Source organism: Pseudomonas sp. FEMGT703P, from assembly GCF_002786345.1.
Classification (GTDB): domain Bacteria; phylum Pseudomonadota; class Gammaproteobacteria; order Pseudomonadales; family Pseudomonadaceae; genus Aquipseudomonas; species Aquipseudomonas peli.
This window is the reverse complement of the sequence record NZ_PGCM01000012.1, coordinates 88,524-103,156: the sequence shown is the minus strand read 5'-3', so window position 1 is coordinate 103,156 and position 14,633 is coordinate 88,524. Positions and strand designations below refer to the sequence as shown.

Annotated in this window: 16 protein-coding genes; 11 read left to right on the top strand and 5 right to left on the bottom strand. The window is 62.8% G+C overall.

Going from position 1 to position 14,633, the window contains the following annotated elements; genetic code table 11:
- Positions 1-15 precede the first annotated feature (15 nt).
- Together CUR33_RS18205 and CUR33_RS18200 are read right to left on the bottom strand one after the other, a co-directional pair.
- Positions 16-732 carry a response regulator transcription factor gene (locus tag CUR33_RS18205; protein WP_289240490.1) on the bottom strand — a complete coding sequence of 239 codons (717 nt, stop codon included), beginning with the start codon at positions 730-732 and terminating at the stop codon, positions 16-18.
- A gap of 61 nt (positions 733-793) precedes the next feature.
- On the bottom strand, positions 794-3,472 hold the full coding sequence (locus CUR33_RS18200) for an ATP-binding protein (RefSeq protein ID WP_289240489.1): 2,679 nt from the start codon (positions 3,470-3,472) through the stop codon (positions 794-796).
- Between the two features lie 183 nt (positions 3,473-3,655).
- On the opposite strand from CUR33_RS18200, the gene CUR33_RS18195 reads away from it, so the two are divergent.
- The gene (locus tag CUR33_RS18195) at positions 3,656-4,426 is read left to right on the top strand and encodes a sulfite exporter TauE/SafE family protein (RefSeq protein ID WP_289240488.1); all 771 of its coding nucleotides are present in this window, start codon (positions 3,656-3,658) and stop codon (positions 4,424-4,426) included.
- A gap of 3 nt (positions 4,427-4,429) precedes the next feature.
- On the opposite strand, the gene CUR33_RS18190 is transcribed toward CUR33_RS18195, so the two are convergent.
- The gene (locus CUR33_RS18190; RefSeq protein ID WP_170050181.1) at positions 4,430-5,422 is read right to left on the bottom strand and encodes an AraC family transcriptional regulator; all 993 of its coding nucleotides are present in this window, start codon (positions 5,420-5,422) and stop codon (positions 4,430-4,432) included.
- A 172-nt stretch (positions 5,423-5,594) separates the two neighbouring features.
- Here CUR33_RS18190 and CUR33_RS18185 point away from each other — a divergent pair, with 172 nt between their 5' ends.
- From CUR33_RS18185 to CUR33_RS18155, 7 genes are all read left to right on the top strand, one after another.
- Positions 5,595-6,449 (top strand): MaoC family dehydratase, encoded by an 855-nt coding sequence (locus CUR33_RS18185; protein ID WP_289240487.1) that lies wholly within the window; start codon positions 5,595-5,597, stop codon positions 6,447-6,449.
- Positions 6,450-6,561: 112 nt separating this feature from the next.
- The gene (locus CUR33_RS18180) at positions 6,562-7,323 is read left to right on the top strand and encodes a hypothetical protein (RefSeq protein WP_289240486.1); all 762 of its coding nucleotides are present in this window, start codon (positions 6,562-6,564) and stop codon (positions 7,321-7,323) included.
- Positions 7,324-7,399: 76 nt separating this feature from the next.
- A complete protein-coding gene (locus CUR33_RS18175; protein WP_289240485.1) occupies positions 7,400-7,720 on the top strand; it encodes a nucleotide pyrophosphohydrolase in 321 nt (106 codons plus the stop codon).
- Entirely contained in the window at positions 7,713-8,462 is a 750-nt protein-coding gene (locus CUR33_RS18170; RefSeq protein WP_289240484.1) for a methyltransferase, read from the top strand. The genes CUR33_RS18175 and CUR33_RS18170 overlap by 8 nt, the downstream gene beginning before the upstream one ends.
- A 29-nt stretch (positions 8,463-8,491) precedes the next feature.
- Positions 8,492-9,085, top strand: coding sequence for a DUF4136 domain-containing protein (locus CUR33_RS18165; protein WP_289240483.1), 594 nt, complete (start codon positions 8,492-8,494; stop codon positions 9,083-9,085).
- Between the two features lie 24 nt (positions 9,086-9,109).
- Positions 9,110-9,673, top strand: a complete 564-nt coding sequence (locus CUR33_RS18160) for a DUF4136 domain-containing protein (protein WP_289240482.1) — start codon at positions 9,110-9,112, stop codon at positions 9,671-9,673.
- Positions 9,674-9,713: 40 nt separating this feature from the next.
- Entirely contained in the window at positions 9,714-10,202 is a 489-nt protein-coding gene (locus CUR33_RS18155; protein WP_289240481.1) for a GNAT family N-acetyltransferase, read from the top strand.
- Positions 10,203-10,207: 5 nt separating this feature from the next.
- On the opposite strand, the gene CUR33_RS18150 is transcribed toward CUR33_RS18155, so the two are convergent.
- Positions 10,208-11,107 (bottom strand): LysR family transcriptional regulator, encoded by a 900-nt coding sequence (locus CUR33_RS18150; protein WP_289240480.1) that lies wholly within the window; start codon positions 11,105-11,107, stop codon positions 10,208-10,210.
- Positions 11,108-11,206: 99 nt separating this feature from the next.
- On the opposite strand from CUR33_RS18150, the gene CUR33_RS18145 reads away from it, so the two are divergent.
- The 3 genes from CUR33_RS18145 to CUR33_RS18135 all read left to right on the top strand — a co-directional run bounded on the left by CUR33_RS18145 (position 11,207) and on the right by CUR33_RS18135 (position 13,279).
- Positions 11,207-12,079 carry an MBL fold metallo-hydrolase gene (locus CUR33_RS18145; protein ID WP_289240479.1) on the top strand — a complete coding sequence of 291 codons (873 nt, stop codon included), beginning with the start codon at positions 11,207-11,209 and terminating at the stop codon, positions 12,077-12,079.
- The gene (locus CUR33_RS18140) at positions 12,070-12,768 is read left to right on the top strand and encodes an SDR family oxidoreductase (protein ID WP_289240478.1); all 699 of its coding nucleotides are present in this window, start codon (positions 12,070-12,072) and stop codon (positions 12,766-12,768) included. Before CUR33_RS18145 ends, CUR33_RS18140 begins: the two co-directional genes overlap by 10 nt.
- Before the next feature lie 61 nt (positions 12,769-12,829).
- Complete coding sequence (locus tag CUR33_RS18135) at positions 12,830-13,279, top strand: DMT family transporter (protein ID WP_160089286.1); 450 nt, start codon at positions 12,830-12,832, stop codon at positions 13,277-13,279.
- Here CUR33_RS18135 and CUR33_RS18130 read toward each other — a convergent pair.
- Positions 13,276-14,229, bottom strand: coding sequence for an SdiA-regulated domain-containing protein (locus tag CUR33_RS18130; RefSeq protein ID WP_289240477.1), 954 nt, complete (start codon positions 14,227-14,229; stop codon positions 13,276-13,278). The genes CUR33_RS18135 and CUR33_RS18130 overlap by 4 nt on opposite strands.
- Positions 14,230-14,633 lie beyond the last annotated feature (404 nt).

The window sequence follows — 14,633 nt, the reverse complement described above, 5'->3', positions numbered from 1 at the left end:
TAACCAGCAAACGACTTACTGACTGATTTCGGCCTCATTGGCCAGGCGGTAACCCTTGCCGTAGACGGTCATGATCAACTGGGGGCGGTTGGGCGAGACTTCCAGCTTGCGCCGCAAGCGCACGATCAGGGCATCCACCGTGCGCACGTCAACGTCCTCGGCATCTTCCTGGCCCCGGCGCAGAAATGTCAGCAACTCATGACGATTGACCGCATGCCCCCGGCGCTCAATCAGCCCGATCAAAACAGCAAACTCACCCGGTGTCAGGCTGACATCCACGCCGTCCTGATTGACGATATGACGCCGCAACAAGTCGATACGAAAACGCCCCAGGCTCAGGCTGTAGTCAGACTCACGGTCACCGCCACCGCATCGGCGCAGAAGGCTGCGCACCTGGGCCAGCAGAATGCCCAGGTTAAGTGGCTTGGTCAGGTAACAATCGGCTCCGGCCTCCAGCCCCACGACACGGTCGTAATCCTCATCGCGCACCGTCACCAGAATCACACCCAGGTTGGGCTGGTTGCGCCGTAACTGTGCCGTCACGGTCAGCCCGTCCAAATCCGGCAGGCCAATGTCGAGCAGCACCAGAGCGGGCTTGAGGCGCTCCACCATGAGCAGGCATTGCCGGCCGGAGTCGGTGGAATAGACTTCAAACCCTGCGTTCTGCAGATACAGCACCATCATCTCGCGAATCTCTGGTGCATCTTCGACCACAACAAGCCTGTCAATCATTGACCGTGCACTCCCCAAAAACTGGCGCGGATTCTGACGCAAAGATCAAACAGTGCGCCAGCTATTCGCGATGACCACCTGGCGGCTGTTGTTCTTGCAGGACACGCGCACGCAACAGCTGCAGGTGCCGTTCAATCGCATCCAGCAGGCCTTCGATCTGATCGGTTTCATGCGTGGCATCAGCAATCCGGGCGAGATTATCCAGGCCGAAGTTCAGGGTACTGCCGCGCAAACGATGGCACAGCACGCGCAGTTGATCGCGCGCCTGAGGGCCTTGTGGCAACTGGGCCAGGGCGTCGTAGGTTTGCTGCAGGGAGTCCACCAGCGTGGGCAGCAAACGATCGAACAGCGCCGGCCCCAACCAACCGCGCAACACCTCCAGTCGCGCTTCGGAGATATCGTCGTGCTCGCCGCTGGGCGATGCCGGCAGGGCGTCCCAATCCTCAAGCACGCGGAGCAGGTCATCGCGGCGCAGGGGTTTGGCCAGCACGGCACTCAGCCCGGCCTGACGCCACTGTGCGGGATCAAGATCGTTGGCATTGGCAGTCAATGCCACCAATTTGGCGGCGCTTTGGGGATGCTGTTGGCGAATCAGCCGACTGGCAGTCAAACCGTCAATATCGGGCAGGCGCATATCCATCAAAACCAAGTCGAAGGTGTTCACGGCACAGGCCTGCACGGCGTCCTGACCGGTGCTGGCGGTGCACACCAGGCAACCCCAGCGCTCCAGCAATTCGGCGGTGACTAACCGGTTGATTTCGACATCTTCGACCAATAACACGCGCAAACCCTGCAGCAGCGCAGAGTCTTCCAGGACCAGCCCAGGCGCTTGCGCATCCGGGAACGGTAAGGCGATGTCGATACAGGTTCCACGCCCAGGTGCGCTGTCCAGCGCAATCACAGCGTCCATCAGATCGACCAGCCGGGCGGTGATGTACAGCCCCAGACCAATACCGGGCTCAGCCCGCTGCGCATCCCTGACAAAGGCATCAAAGATATGCGGCTGCAATTCGGTGCGAATACCGGCGCCAGTGTCCTTGACCCTTAGCGCCAGTCCTGCACCCCGTCGCGTGAGAGTAATTTCAACATAGCCTTCTTCGGTGAATTTAAGGGCGTTGCCCAGCAGGTTGTACAAGACCTGCCGTAGCGGTTGCGGATTACCCAGCACATACGCCGGCAGCTGAGGATCACAGCGCGTGAGCAGACTCAAGCCGCGCGCTTCGGCTTGTGGCCGGAAGATCGCAGCGCAGTCCTCGATCAATTGCACAGGGGAAAACACTTCGCGCGGCGGCGGCTCCAGCTTTTCCGAGCGCGACAGCAGCATCAATCCGTCCAGCACATCGGTCAGGCTCTGCGCGGCCACCTGCACCGTATCCAGACGGCGTTGTTGCTCGGACTGCAGGCCATCGCGGGCCAGCAGTTGCAAGTGGCCTTGAATGGCCACCAAGGGGGTCCGCAGCTCATGGCTGAGCATGGCCTGCCGTTCCAGTGACTGACGGGCCTCGTGCAGGGCCTGATCGCGCGCCACGGCCAGCGCCTGGGTGCGCTCATCCACACGCGCTTCAAGTGAGGCGTTCAAGCGCTGCAGGTCTTCGCGCAGTTCATCACTGCGACGCAGCGCAGCCGTCACCCGGCTGCCGACCACCAGCCCATGGGAGAGCAAGAAGAGCAAAACGCCCACAGGGATCAGATTCAGCGTTGGCACGTTCAACGAGTACATCATCAGGTCGTTAACAATGGTCACATCCAGCGCAACCATGCCCAACAAAACCACCGCCGCTCCGGCGCGTTTGCGATAAGTAGCCAGGCACAGGCACCCGAGAAAATACAGCTCGCAAAGCAGCAACCAGAGGGCGCACGGATCACGCAGCAGGGTGAAAAAAGACGCCGGCATAAACAACGTGAGCGCGGCCCCCATTACTCCGACGCCGATCATCACGCGCAGCACGCGTAAGGACAGCTCGCCCGGGAACAGCCGCAACAGCAATACCCCGTAAGCAGGCGCGAACAAATGCCCCGAGAGGTATTCAATGCGATAGATCCACAAGGCAGGCAGCTCAAGGTAGTAGTCCAGCAACTCGCCACTGGAAGCTGCACGCATACCAGCCAGCACCAAAATGGCGGCAAACGGCACACCTCCCAGAGAACGGGCCGCGCTGCGATCCAGCAACACCATGAACAACGCCATCATCAACGTGGCGCCGACACTCACCAGGTACAAGGCTTGTTGACGGCTGACATCCAAGCGCACGTTATCCAGCGTGCCTGCACGCACGACCATGTCGATACCGCCTTCATGGTGAAAGTGGTTGGACAACTCCACGCGCAGCGCCACGCGGACGTGCCCCATGGGCAAAGGCACGATGGCAGATTGCAAGCGGGCCACCTCATGTTCGGCATTACCGGGGCGACCGCGTTCCAACACCAGCACATCATCGACCCAGACCCGCGCCGCTGATTTGAGATCGTCGAAATACAGCGCTAAGGGTCGCGAATGCTCAGGCAGCAGCACGACCGTACGCAGTTCGATATGACCAAAACCCACCTGTCCCCATGGCTTGGCTGTGCCCTCCGACCAGGTGAACGGCAGTTGGATCAGGCCTGCTTCACGCTGTGGTTCAAGCCATTGCAATTGCCACTGTCCCCCTAGCACCTGATAGGGCTGCTGATCGGGCTCCCAATGGCGCAGGTCATTAACGGCCGCGGCCTGGCTATGGGCGGTAAAAAACAACAGGACCAAGGCTAAAAGTACATAGAATCGCGGCCTGTACCACGCTAGTCCGTTTGCCATCATCGCCAGCCCTGTGCCAAAAAGCCGATTATAGGAACGCCAATGCAGTGCCAGGCAATAACGGCGGGCATTAAACAAGACAACCACAGCAGGCATTGACCCCGTCACCTGCCGTTAACCCGATGAAGCCCTATGCCACTCAACGAAATGCTGCTGTTGCTGCTCGCCGGCTTCGCCGCCGGTGGGATGAATGCCCTGGCCGGTGGCGGCACGTTTTTCTCTTTTCCGGCGTTGCTCGCTGCGGGTCTGCCGCCGGTGACGGCCAACGCCACCAATGCCGTGGCGCTGTGGCCGGCCAGCCTGGCAGGGGCCTGGGCGGCGCGGGATTCGCTGCGGCCTTTGGGGCGCTATTTGCTGCCGTTGTTGGCGGCAGGGCTGGCGGGCGGTTTGCTAGGAGGGCTGTTGCTGCTAGTTGGCGGCGATGCGGTGTTTGCCAAGCTGATTCCCTGGCTGCTGCTGGCCGCCACCGCGCTGTTTGCCGCCAGTCCCTGGCTGAGTCGCTGGTTGGCTGCTCGCCGTGCCGAGGCCGCGCAACCGCCGCACGGCCCACTGTCACTGGCCGCGCATGTCGGCGTATCGATCTATGGCGGCTACTTCGGTGCCGGTATGGGCATTCTGCAACTGGCGGCGTTTTCTATCGAAGGCCACCCGTTAGCCGGCGCCAATGCCCTGAAGAACCTGATTTCCGCGGTGATCTACAGCGTCGCCACCGCGACTTTTATCATCGCCGGCCGAGTCAGTTGGTATGAGCTGGTGATTCTGCTGGTGGGCGCCACCGTCGGCGGTTATGTCGGCGGCGCACTGGGCCAGCGTTTGCCGGCCAAGTTCCTGCGCCTGCTGGTGATCAGCGTGGGCAGCGGGATGACGCTCTATTACTTCTGGGCGACCTATTTCGTCCAATAGCCATCACTGCTTGCCGCGCTTGCGAAACTCCACTGGCGTTTCGCCGACCCAGCGCTTGAAGGCACGATAGAAGGTGCTCGGCTCAGAGAAGCCGGTGCGCTCGACGATCACTTCGATACGCTCGTCGGTGTTGAGCAGCAGGTCTTTGGCCAAACGGCAACGGTAGTCGGTGACCAGGTCGTTAAAGCGCACCCCAGCCATCGCCAGGCGCTCGCGCAGCCGCCGTGCCGGCATGTTCAATCGCGCGGCGACCTGCTCCAGGGTCGCGCCGCTGTCGACCAGTAATTCGCCGATCAACTCACGCACCTTGCGCACCAGGTCCAGACGTTCGACTTCAGCCAGCTGCCGGCGCGCCAGCGACTCGTGCATGCGCAGTAATTCTGGCGCAGCGTGCCGTGAGGTCTTGTCCAGCACCGAGGCATTGAACACCAGCGCGTAACGCTCGCCGCCCAGTTGCGCCGGGCAGCCGTAGACCTGCTGATAGCGCTCGGCCGGCGCACCTTCGGTGTGCATGAACTGCACTTCATAAGGGGTGAAATCACCTTCGGTCAGCGCATCAAACAGGCGGATCACCGCGCCGGCGAGCATCTCCGGGAAGTGTCGCGGCGTGCCGGGAACCAGCCCAAGTAGCAGCACCGCGCGGTCGTCCTGCACCTCCAACTTGGCATTCAGGGTGTCGGAGAGCAGACGCACATAGCGCAGGGCATGGCGCAGGCCTTCGCCGAAGGTTTCACTGGAAAGAAACAGGTACTCCAGCAGCAGGCCGTGGAAGGCCGGCAGGTGTTGAGCCAGGTAGAGGCCGACATGCTCTTCGCCGCATTCGTCGATGGCGGCTTTCCAGAACAGCGCTTGGGCGGCATGGGGGAAGCGCCCGGCAGGTAAACCACCCGGCGGCAGGCCAACCCGCGCCAGCACCCGATCAGGGTCGGTACCGCTGGCACGCAGGGCGTCGATCACGGGGCGCATAAGCGCCACGTCGTCAGTCAAGTCACGCATATTGAAGAGTTCTTATTGTGTGCGAGGCGCGGCCATCTTAGGCAGCTTTAGGCCATGCGCTCAAGGCGTGAATGCAGGCAATTGACTGCCCCGCCACATAACCAGGCAGCACGGCCAATGCAGATACAGGCGCGCCATCTAAGCTGCTGCCACCGTTCTGAGGAGTGACCCCATGGCCATCGACTGGCTCGACCTGCCCGCCCCGCCCGCGCTACCCGGTCTTTTTCTGCGCGCCGCCCTGCGCCGCCGTGTGACTGGCCGCAGCCTGCCCGAGCTGGGCGTGCGCTGCCAGGTCACGGTTGATCCCAAGCACCTGGCGCGCTATCGGCAGATCTGCGGCTTTAGCGATGAGCATCGGCTGCCCGTACCCTACCCGCATATTCTGGCGTTTGCCCTGCAAATGCAGTTGCTCACCGATACGCGCTTTCCCTTTCCGCTGCTCGGCCTGGTGCATCTGGAAAACCATATTCGCGTGCTGCGCCCGCTCGGCGGCCTGGGGCCATTTACCGTCAGCGTGCAGGTGCAGGATCTGCAACCCCACGACAAGGGCGCGACCTTTAGCCTGATTACCCAGCTGCACGACCAGCTCGGCCTGCTCTGGGAAGGCGACAGCCGCATCCTCTGCCGCGCCCTGCGCCTGGACGGCAAAACGGCCGAACGCGCAGCCGAAACCACGCTTACCCAGACCACCCTGGCCCACTGGCGCGCCCCCGCAGATATCGGCCGGCGCTATGCGCGCATCGCCGGCGACTACAACCCGATCCATCTGTTTGCCGCCACCGCCAAGTTGTTCGGTTTTCCCCGCGCCATTGCCCATGGCCTGTGGAACAAAGGCCGCGCCCTGGCCGAACTGGGCGCACGCCTACCGGATGCCGGTTACAGCGTGAGCGTACGCTTCCAGAAACCGGTGCTGTTGCCGGCAGAGGTGCGTCTGCTGGCCAGCGAGCCCGGCAGCCATGGCCAGTTCAGCCTCCTCGGCCAGAATGAGCTGAGCCATATGAGCGGCAGTTGGCAGCCGCTGGACTAGGCGCACCGCAAGGCTTGGCGTTTTTGCGGGGGCCGATTATCGTGTCGACTCCTGCGCCCACGCGGTCATGGTTGACCCGCACGGCAACTCCAATGGATCAGAGAGCCTCAGCATGAAAAACACCGCCGTACTTGCCACGTCCTTCGTCCTCGCCTGCAGCGCACTGCAGGCCCATGCCCTGGACGCGTCCGGGCAGCGCTATGTCAATCAGCTGGTGCAGGGCGGCCCGGTGTCGATTCGCGAGGCCGCGCAGAGCATCTACCACAGCGGCTATCGTGACCAGGAAACCCTCGACGTCGCCGCCGAAGTGCTGCTGCAGAAGTACCGCAGCGCCTCCGACAACACTACCTCAGACGCTCTCGCCTGGGTCTGCAAGGCCTTGGCCAGCTCGGGTAACGGCCGCTACAAGCCGGTGCTGAGCGAAGTGGTGGCCAACTCCAACAACCGCAAGCTCGACCGTCATTGCGAGAAAGCCGCTGACAGCCTTAGCGCCGGTGGCGCGCCTTACACTGCAGGCAGTGTCAACCTGGACGCCTACCGCGCCGGCCAGGGCCAAGCGGCTACTAGCACGCAAACGCTGACGCCCGCTGCTGCACCAGCGACCGCAGCCCAGGGCAGCGGCTCGTTCAGCGATATACGCACCGGTATGAGCATGGATGAAGTCAATGCGCTGCTCGGCGCGCCGACCGCCACCTTCTCGCACCAGACAGGCAAGGCCTGGATCCCGTTCAACTTCAAAGGCAAGGACGTCGCCCGCGTGGTGTCGCTGTACAAAGGCAAGGGGCGCATTACGTTTTCCCAGGAAAGTGTCTATGCCAACGTCTGGCGCGTGCTGGAAGTGACTAATAACCCGAACGAAAGCGGCTACCCATAACCTGCGGTATCGGTTTGCCGGCTTGAAGACCGGCCGGCAAACCCCGAAGCTATGCTCCTCTTTGCTGGAGCGCCTGATGAACCTCGCCGAACTGACCACCCGCATGCACGCCATTCGTGACCACAACGACTGGCGGCCATTCCACAGTCCGAAGAACCTGGCCATGGCCGCCAGCGTGGAAATGGCCGAGCTGGTGGAAATCTTCCAGTGGCTGACCGAAGCGCAGTCCCGCGAACTGCCAGCTGAACAACTGGCCCATGCCGGCCAGGAAATCGGCGACGTGATCCTCTACCTGGTGCTGCTGTGCGGCGAGCTGGGCCTGGACATGGAACAGGCGGTGCGCGCCAAGCTGGCCGACAACGAACGGCGCTTCCTCGGGAGCGCATCCAATGAGTGATCGTCACTTCGACGAGCTGGCCACGCGCTTTGCCGAGAAAATCTATGGCGGCGCCAAGGGCGCAATTCGCCTGGCCGTGCTCCAGGCTGATCTGGCCGAAGCGCTACCGGAACGCCCGTTGCGAGTGCTGGATATTGGCGCGGGGCTTGGCCATATGTCGCTATGGCTGGCCGAGCGTGGTCACCAGGTAACCCTGACCGAACCCGCCGAGCCGATGCTCACCGGCGCCCGTGAGCGCTTTGCCGCCGCCGGCCAGCAGGCCACATTTATCCAGGCGCCCTGGCAGGACCTGCTCGGCCAGCTGGAACAGCCCTATGACTTGGTGATCTGCCACGCGGTGCTGGAATGGCTGGCCGAACCGCACAGCATCCTGCCGGTGCTGCACCAGCTGTGCGCGCCCGGAGGCTGGCTGTCGCTGGCGTTCTACAACAAGGACGCGCTGATCTACCGCAACCTGCTCAAGGGCCACTTCCGCAAACTGCGCAAGGCTGAGTTCGCCGGAGAGAAACAGAGCCTGACGCCGCAAATGCCGCTTGATCCGCGCGAGCTGGCGGCGCAACTTGAGGCTAATTGGCAGGTCGAAAGCCAGAGTGGCGTGCGGGTGTTTCACGACTATATGCCGCAGCCATTCCAAGCCAAGGCTGAGCTGCTCGACCTGCTGGAAATGGAGCTGGCCTACCGCCGCCACCCAAGCTTTTCCGGGCTGGGGCGCTACCTGCACTGGATCTGCCGGCCACGCTGACTGCCCTCTCACTGGAGGCTGAACACTCAATGAAAAGACTGGGCACATTACTGCTACTGACGAGCCTCGCAGCCTGCCAGAGCGACAACCCGTATACCGCCGAAAGTAAGCCCCTGCCGCCTGCACCCGCACAGGCGGCCCAGCAACTGGATCTCAGCACCTATCCGGCAAAACCACGCGACTTCGGCCGCTACCTTACCTGGAGCTGGCAACGCCTGCCTGCCGGCACGGCCTGGGCCAGCTCCGAGCAGGTGCAGGAAGCCCTCAGCAATGCCCTCGACCAACGCGGCCTACGCCCACATCGCGCCGGTAAAACCAGCGACCTCAAGGTCAGCGCCGAGCTGCGCTTGGAGCAACGCCTACGCCAGGTCACCGAACACTACGGCAGCCAGTACGGGCACAGTCGGTATGGCAACGACTACGGCATGTGGGGCAGCGCGCCGCTGGTGCGCAGCTATACCGAAGAAGTGATGGTGGTGCGTATCGAACTGTTCGACGGCCAGGATGGCCAACCCGTCTGGAGTGCCAGCGCCGAAACCCTTAGCAGCGGCAGCCAGAGTGAACGCGCCGCCGCGCTGCGCAATGCGGTCCAACAGGCCCTGGCGGCATACCCGCCAAACTGATCGCTGTATTAAAGGAGAGCACCCGTGCGTGCATCACTGCTGTTACTGCCCCTGCTGTTGATCCTCAGCGCCTGCCAAACCGCGCAGCTGCAGCGCGACTTCGACCCTAACCGGGATTTTGCCGCCTACCGCAGCTGGAGCTGGCAGGAACCCGCAGTGCAGTACAAACCCGATGACCCGCGCCTGAAAAGCGACCTGACAGATCAGCGCATCCGCACGGCGATCAGCCAACAGCTCGATCAGCGCGGTCTACGCCCGGCAGCGGCAAACACGCCAGGCGATCTCAAGGTGCAGGTGTGGATGATCGTCGACAATCGCCAGCAGCAGGTCAGTACCCAGCTCGGCGGCGCCTGGGGTGATCCCTGGAGCGGCGGCTTCTGGGGCGGCCCGAGTTACGTGGAAACCCGCACCCTGGACTATCAGGTCGGCACCCTGCAGATCGACCTGCTCGACGGCAAGGATGGCAAACTGGTCTGGCGCGGCAGCACTGAACAGGTGCTGCGCAATCCACATCCCAGCCCGAGCGAGCGCGAGGCCGCGATTCGCCGCAGCGTGGAGGACGTGTTGAGTCAGTACCCGCCTCAATGAGCAGCCGCGTGCCCATCCCGCTGACCCACAAGGATGTTGCATGAACCCAACCCCACACCTCAGCCATCGCCCCGCGGCGGCGGCTGATCTGGCCGAGATTGTCGGTTTCCCGCAGAACGCTGATGAACTGTTTTTCTGTTATCCCAAGGCCGACTGGCCGCTGAGCATCGGTCAGCTGGCCGCCGCCATGGCCGAGCGCCGCGACAGTACCGTGGTGCTGCTCGATGGCCGGTTAGCCGGCTTTGCCAACTTCTACCAATGGCACTACGACGACCACTGCGCCCTCGGCAACCTGATGGTCGCACCCTGGGCCCGTGGCCATGGCGTGGCGCACTATCTGGTGGCGGTGATGGAGCAGCTGGCGCGCGAGCATTACCACGCCAAACGCATGCAGGTGTCGTGCTTCAATGCCAACAGCGCCGGTCTGCTGCTCTACCCCAAGCTCGGTTATGCCCTCAGCGGCGTGCTCGAACGCCGCGACCCCAAGGGCCAGCGCGTCGCGCTGATCCAGTTCAGCAAACCCCTGTAGACCGTTTACAAATCCCAGTCCGGCCGATCCGCCAAGCGCTTGATCAGAAAATCCAGCAGCGCCCGCAGCGCCGGCGGCATCTGCCGGCGCGTGCCATACAGGGCGTGAATACCCAATTGCTGTGGCTCGTAGTCAGGCAGCAACTGCACCAGCGCCCCGGAACGCAAATGCGCGCCGACCGAATAGCGCGGCTGCAAACTGATGCCGATATCGGCCAGCACGGCTTCCAGCAGCACCATGGATTCATTGGCGCTGAGGTTGCCGCTGACCGCCACGGCATGCGGCTCACCAGCACGGCTGAACTCCCAGATGCTGCGGCCAAAATAGGCATAACTCAGGCAATTGTGTTGCGCCAGGTCCTCGGGCCGCTGCGGCGTGCCATGCCTGGCCAGGTACGCGGGTGTTGCGCACACCACCGAACGGCACACCGCCAGCTGGCGGGCGATCAGGTTGGGGTCGAGCTGATTGGTGATGCGCAGGGCCAGGTCGATACGCGCTTCCACCAGATTGACCGCCTGACTGCCCACCAGCAGATCGACGCTGACCTGCGGATACAGCCGGGTGAAGTCATCCAGCGCGTGCACCAGCCAGGCCTGAGCCAGCGACTGGCTACAAGCGATGCGCAAGGTGCCGCGCGGCGCGGCCTCGTCCGTACGGCTGACGCTCTGCATGGCGTCGGCCATGGCCAGCATCTCGCGGCATTGCCCCAGCAGTTGCTCACCGGCACCGGTCAGGCTCAGCTTGCGCGTGGTGCGGTGCAGCAGGCGCGCGCCGACCCAGGTTTCCAGCTCGCCGAGGTAACGCGACACCATCGCCCGCGACATCTCCAGCGCATCGGCAGCGGCGGTCTGGCTGCCACGCTCCACCACTTCGACAAAAACCCGCGTAGCTGTCAGGCGATCCATAATTAGCCCATTTAACGCAACAAACATGCGCAGATTACGGGGCTTTTTGATCGATTTAAAGCAACTAAGATGAGCTCATTCACTCAACAGGAGTTCCCCATGTCGATCATCACTCACCTGCGCAGCCTGCTCGCCAGCGCCAGCCTGCTGACCCTGGCCACCACTGCCCTCGCCCAACCGCTGACCCTGGACGTTTACAACCCAGGCGACAAGGCCATCTTCCCGGTAACCTCGACGCTGATCAGCGGCGAACGCGAGGCCATCCTCGTCGATGCGCAGTTCTCCAACCGTGAAGCGCAGGAGCTGGTCGAGCGCATCCAAGCCAGCGGCAAAACCCTCACCACCATCTTTATCAGCCACGGTGACCCGGATTTCTACTTCGGCCTGGACACCCTGACCCGTGCCTTCCCCAAGGCCAAGGTCCTGGCCACGCCGCAGACCATCGCCTATATCGAGAAAAGCCGTGAACCGAAGCTGGCCTACTGGGCCCCGATCCTTAAGGACAGCGCACCGGCCCGCACAATGGTGCCGCAAGCCCTGCAAGGCGACCACCTGAGCCTGGAAGGCCAGCGCATCGAGCTGATCGGCCATGACCCCAAGCACACCAGCCTGTGGATTCCGAGCATCAAGGCCGTGGTCGGCGGCGTGCTGACCTACGCCAACATCCACCCCTGGATTGCCGATGCACAAACCGCAGAGGCGCGTAAATCCTGGCTGAAATCCCTGGACGAACTGCAAGCGCTGCAGCCAAAGACCCTGGTGCCTGGGCACTTTATGGGCCAACCGACGCTGAGCCTGGATGACCTGCGCTTTACCCGCAACTACCTGAATGACCTGGAAGCAGCACTGCCCAAGGCCCAGAACAGCCAGGCGCTGATCGAGACCATGAAAGCCAAGTACCCACAGCTGCTCGACGCCAGCAGCCTGGAACTGAGCGCCAAGGTGCTCAAGGGTGAAATGCAGTGGCCGTAAGCCGCCATATCCTGATCACCGGCGCCTCACGCGGCATTGGCCTGGGTTTGACCCAGGCCTTTGTGCAGGCGGGCTGGCAGGTGCACGCCGTGATCCGCAATCTGGCGGGTAGCCATGAATTGCAGGCGCTGGCCACGCAACATGGTCAGTGCCTGCAGCTGATCGAGTGCGACCTGGAGCAGCGCGAAGCGGGCCCGTTGATTGACCGCGCCCTGGGCGACCAACCGCTGACCTGTGCGCTGTTCAATGCCGGCGTCTATGGCCCAGCGCATCAGGACCCGCGCCAGGCCAACAGCGCGGAGATCGGTCAGCTGTTTCTCGCCAATGCGGTCGCGCCGATCAGCCTGGCGCAACAGCTTGCCGGTCGAATCGAAACCGGCGGGGTGATGGCCTTTATCAGCTCGCAGATGGCCAGCCTGCAGCTCAACCGCGCCCTCGACATGCCGCTGTACGGTGCCAGCAAAGCGGCGCTGAACAGCCTGCTGCTGAGCTGGAGCAGCCACTATGCCGAGCTGCCCTGGAGCTTGCTGGCCCTGCATCCAGGCTGGGTGCGCACCACCATGGGCGGCGCGGATGCCCCCTTGAGTGTGGCAGACAGCGCAAGCGGTCTGTTTCAGGTGATCACCGCAGAGCTGGGTCGCCGACGCTGCACATTCCTCGATTACCAAGGCCAGGCGTTACCCTGGTGAGGCTGACGGCGCGGGGCGCATTTGCGGCATAATCGCCCCTTGCCCACCTGGAGATATGCCCATGCCTGCCCCCATCTGGTGGTTGATGGCCCTGCCCTTCGTAGCCGGCGCCTGCCTGCCGTTGCAAGCGGGCATCAACGGTCAATTGGCCAAACAGGTGTCGAGCGTGATGGCCGCCGCGCTGGTGTCCTTTGCCGTAGGTACCCTTGCGCTGCTGATTCTGGTGCTGGCCCAGCGCGAGTTCCCCAGCCTCGGTGCGCTGAAAGGCCTGACCTGGTGGCACTGGAGTGGCGGCCTGCTGGGGGTGATGTTTATCGCCACCGCCGCCTTTGCCGGCCCCAAGGTTGGCGCCGTGCTGTTTATGGCCCTGGTGATCGCCGGGCAACTGAGCATGGCCCTGACCTTGGATCACTTCGGCTGGGCCGGCTTTCGTGAAGCGCCGATCACCGCAGGCAAAGTCGGCGGCCTGCTGCTGATCGTTGCCGGTATCTGGCTGATCAGGCGCGGTTAAGCGCCCGGCCGACTCTCGCGTTCAAAGCGGTAGAACAGGTTGGGTTCGCTGACCAGATAGAGATTGCCCTGATCATCCAGGGTCAGCCCCTCGCCCTGCGGCACACTGTCTTGCAGCCCGGCGAAGCCACTGAGCAGCGAGCGGAAGCTGATCAGCTTGCCGTCCTCGGCATCCAGTTCGATCAGCACCTTGGACTCATCGCTGAGCAGGGCCAGATGCCCGGTCTGCTCGTCGTAATGCACCGATGACAAGTCCGTGGCAAACACCTTGTGATCGATCCAGGCCTGGCGATCGATTACCTGCAGGTTGAAGTCACCCAGGAAGCTGGCTTTAAGGCCACGCACTTCATAGAGTTTGCGCGGTGAATGCTCCTTGACCACATACAGCCGGTCACCCGCACGGTCGTAGCCGACTCCTTCAAAGCCTTGGTTGCCGCCCAGATCAATGCCCAGGGTCAGCGCCCGGTAATCCTCGCGAAACAGAGCACCGGGTTTTTCCGGCAGCTCGACCACCACCAGCGCCTGATCGCGCTCTTCAGCCAGTAACAAGAGGTTATCGCCCAGGTACGTGATGCCTTCGACATCGCTGAACCCGCTGAGCGTATAACGCGCCAACAGCTCACCCTCCTTGCTCAGGGCCAGCAGCTCCTCTGGGTTATTGACCACCGCCCAGAGCTGGTCGCGCCCTTCATCGTAGGTCAGGCCGGACAGGTTGTTGCTCACCCCGGCAATCGGCAGCGCATCGATGCGCACCTGGTACTCGGGCAGCCACAGGCTGCGGCTTTCCCATTCGGTTTCATGCCAGGAGGTCTTGATCCAGAAATACAGACGGTTATCCAGGTGCTGCACGCCTATCTGGTAAACCAGGGTCAGCGCCAGCAGTAATAGCGACCATTTCCATGGGCTGACATCAGGTAGCCGTCCTAGCACCCCTTTCGCAGCGGACATCATGAATAGTCATACTCGCGTGCTTACGGGAAACAGCAGTGTGCTGCGTGAACATGACAGCACGGCGGTAAGGGTGCCGATTGGTCGGGCCAGACGCTGGGCTGCGGGTGTAGGAGTGCACGCCTGCTGCTGAGTTCAACTCGCAGAGCCTTCAGCCCGCGGCCGGCGACGGCTGAGAGGCATGTGTTAAGGTGAGCGCCCTTTTCGCCCGAATGGATCGAGACAGGTCGATATGACACTGGCCCAACCATCCCGCTGGCTGCCTACGCCGCCATAGCGCTTCGCCCCCTCCCTGCATAGCCCGGCGGCTTACCCGTTGCCGTAGCTGTGCGCCTGTACGCTGGCCGCAAGGCTGCGTTGCTCTCGTTGTACCCAGTTTTTATTAGCCCATCCGCCCTGCCCTTGCG

Excerpts from the sequence above, each read along its gene's own strand:
- CUR33_RS18205 (WP_289240490.1), bottom strand. The coding sequence starts at position 732 with ATGATTGACAGGCTTGTTGTGGTCGAAGATGCACCAGAGATTCGCGAG.
- CUR33_RS18195 (WP_289240488.1), top strand. The coding sequence starts at position 3,656 with ATGCCACTCAACGAAATGCTGCTGTTGCTGCTCGCCGGCTTCGCCGCC.
- CUR33_RS18190 (WP_170050181.1), bottom strand. The coding sequence starts at position 5,422 with ATGCGTGACTTGACTGACGACGTGGCGCTTATGCGCCCCGTGATCGAC.
- CUR33_RS18185 (WP_289240487.1), top strand. The coding sequence starts at position 5,595 with ATGGCCATCGACTGGCTCGACCTGCCCGCCCCGCCCGCGCTACCCGGT.
- CUR33_RS18180 (WP_289240486.1), top strand. The coding sequence starts at position 6,562 with ATGAAAAACACCGCCGTACTTGCCACGTCCTTCGTCCTCGCCTGCAGC.
- CUR33_RS18175 (WP_289240485.1), top strand. The coding sequence starts at position 7,400 with ATGAACCTCGCCGAACTGACCACCCGCATGCACGCCATTCGTGACCAC.
- CUR33_RS18170 (WP_289240484.1), top strand. The coding sequence starts at position 7,713 with ATGAGTGATCGTCACTTCGACGAGCTGGCCACGCGCTTTGCCGAGAAA.
- CUR33_RS18165 (WP_289240483.1), top strand. The coding sequence starts at position 8,492 with ATGAAAAGACTGGGCACATTACTGCTACTGACGAGCCTCGCAGCCTGC.
- CUR33_RS18155 (WP_289240481.1), top strand. The coding sequence starts at position 9,714 with ATGAACCCAACCCCACACCTCAGCCATCGCCCCGCGGCGGCGGCTGAT.
- CUR33_RS18150 (WP_289240480.1), bottom strand. The coding sequence starts at position 11,107 with ATGGATCGCCTGACAGCTACGCGGGTTTTTGTCGAAGTGGTGGAGCGT.
- CUR33_RS18145 (WP_289240479.1), top strand. The coding sequence starts at position 11,207 with ATGTCGATCATCACTCACCTGCGCAGCCTGCTCGCCAGCGCCAGCCTG.
- CUR33_RS18135 (WP_160089286.1), top strand. The coding sequence starts at position 12,830 with ATGCCTGCCCCCATCTGGTGGTTGATGGCCCTGCCCTTCGTAGCCGGC.
- CUR33_RS18130 (WP_289240477.1), bottom strand. The coding sequence starts at position 14,229 with ATGATGTCCGCTGCGAAAGGGGTGCTAGGACGGCTACCTGATGTCAGC.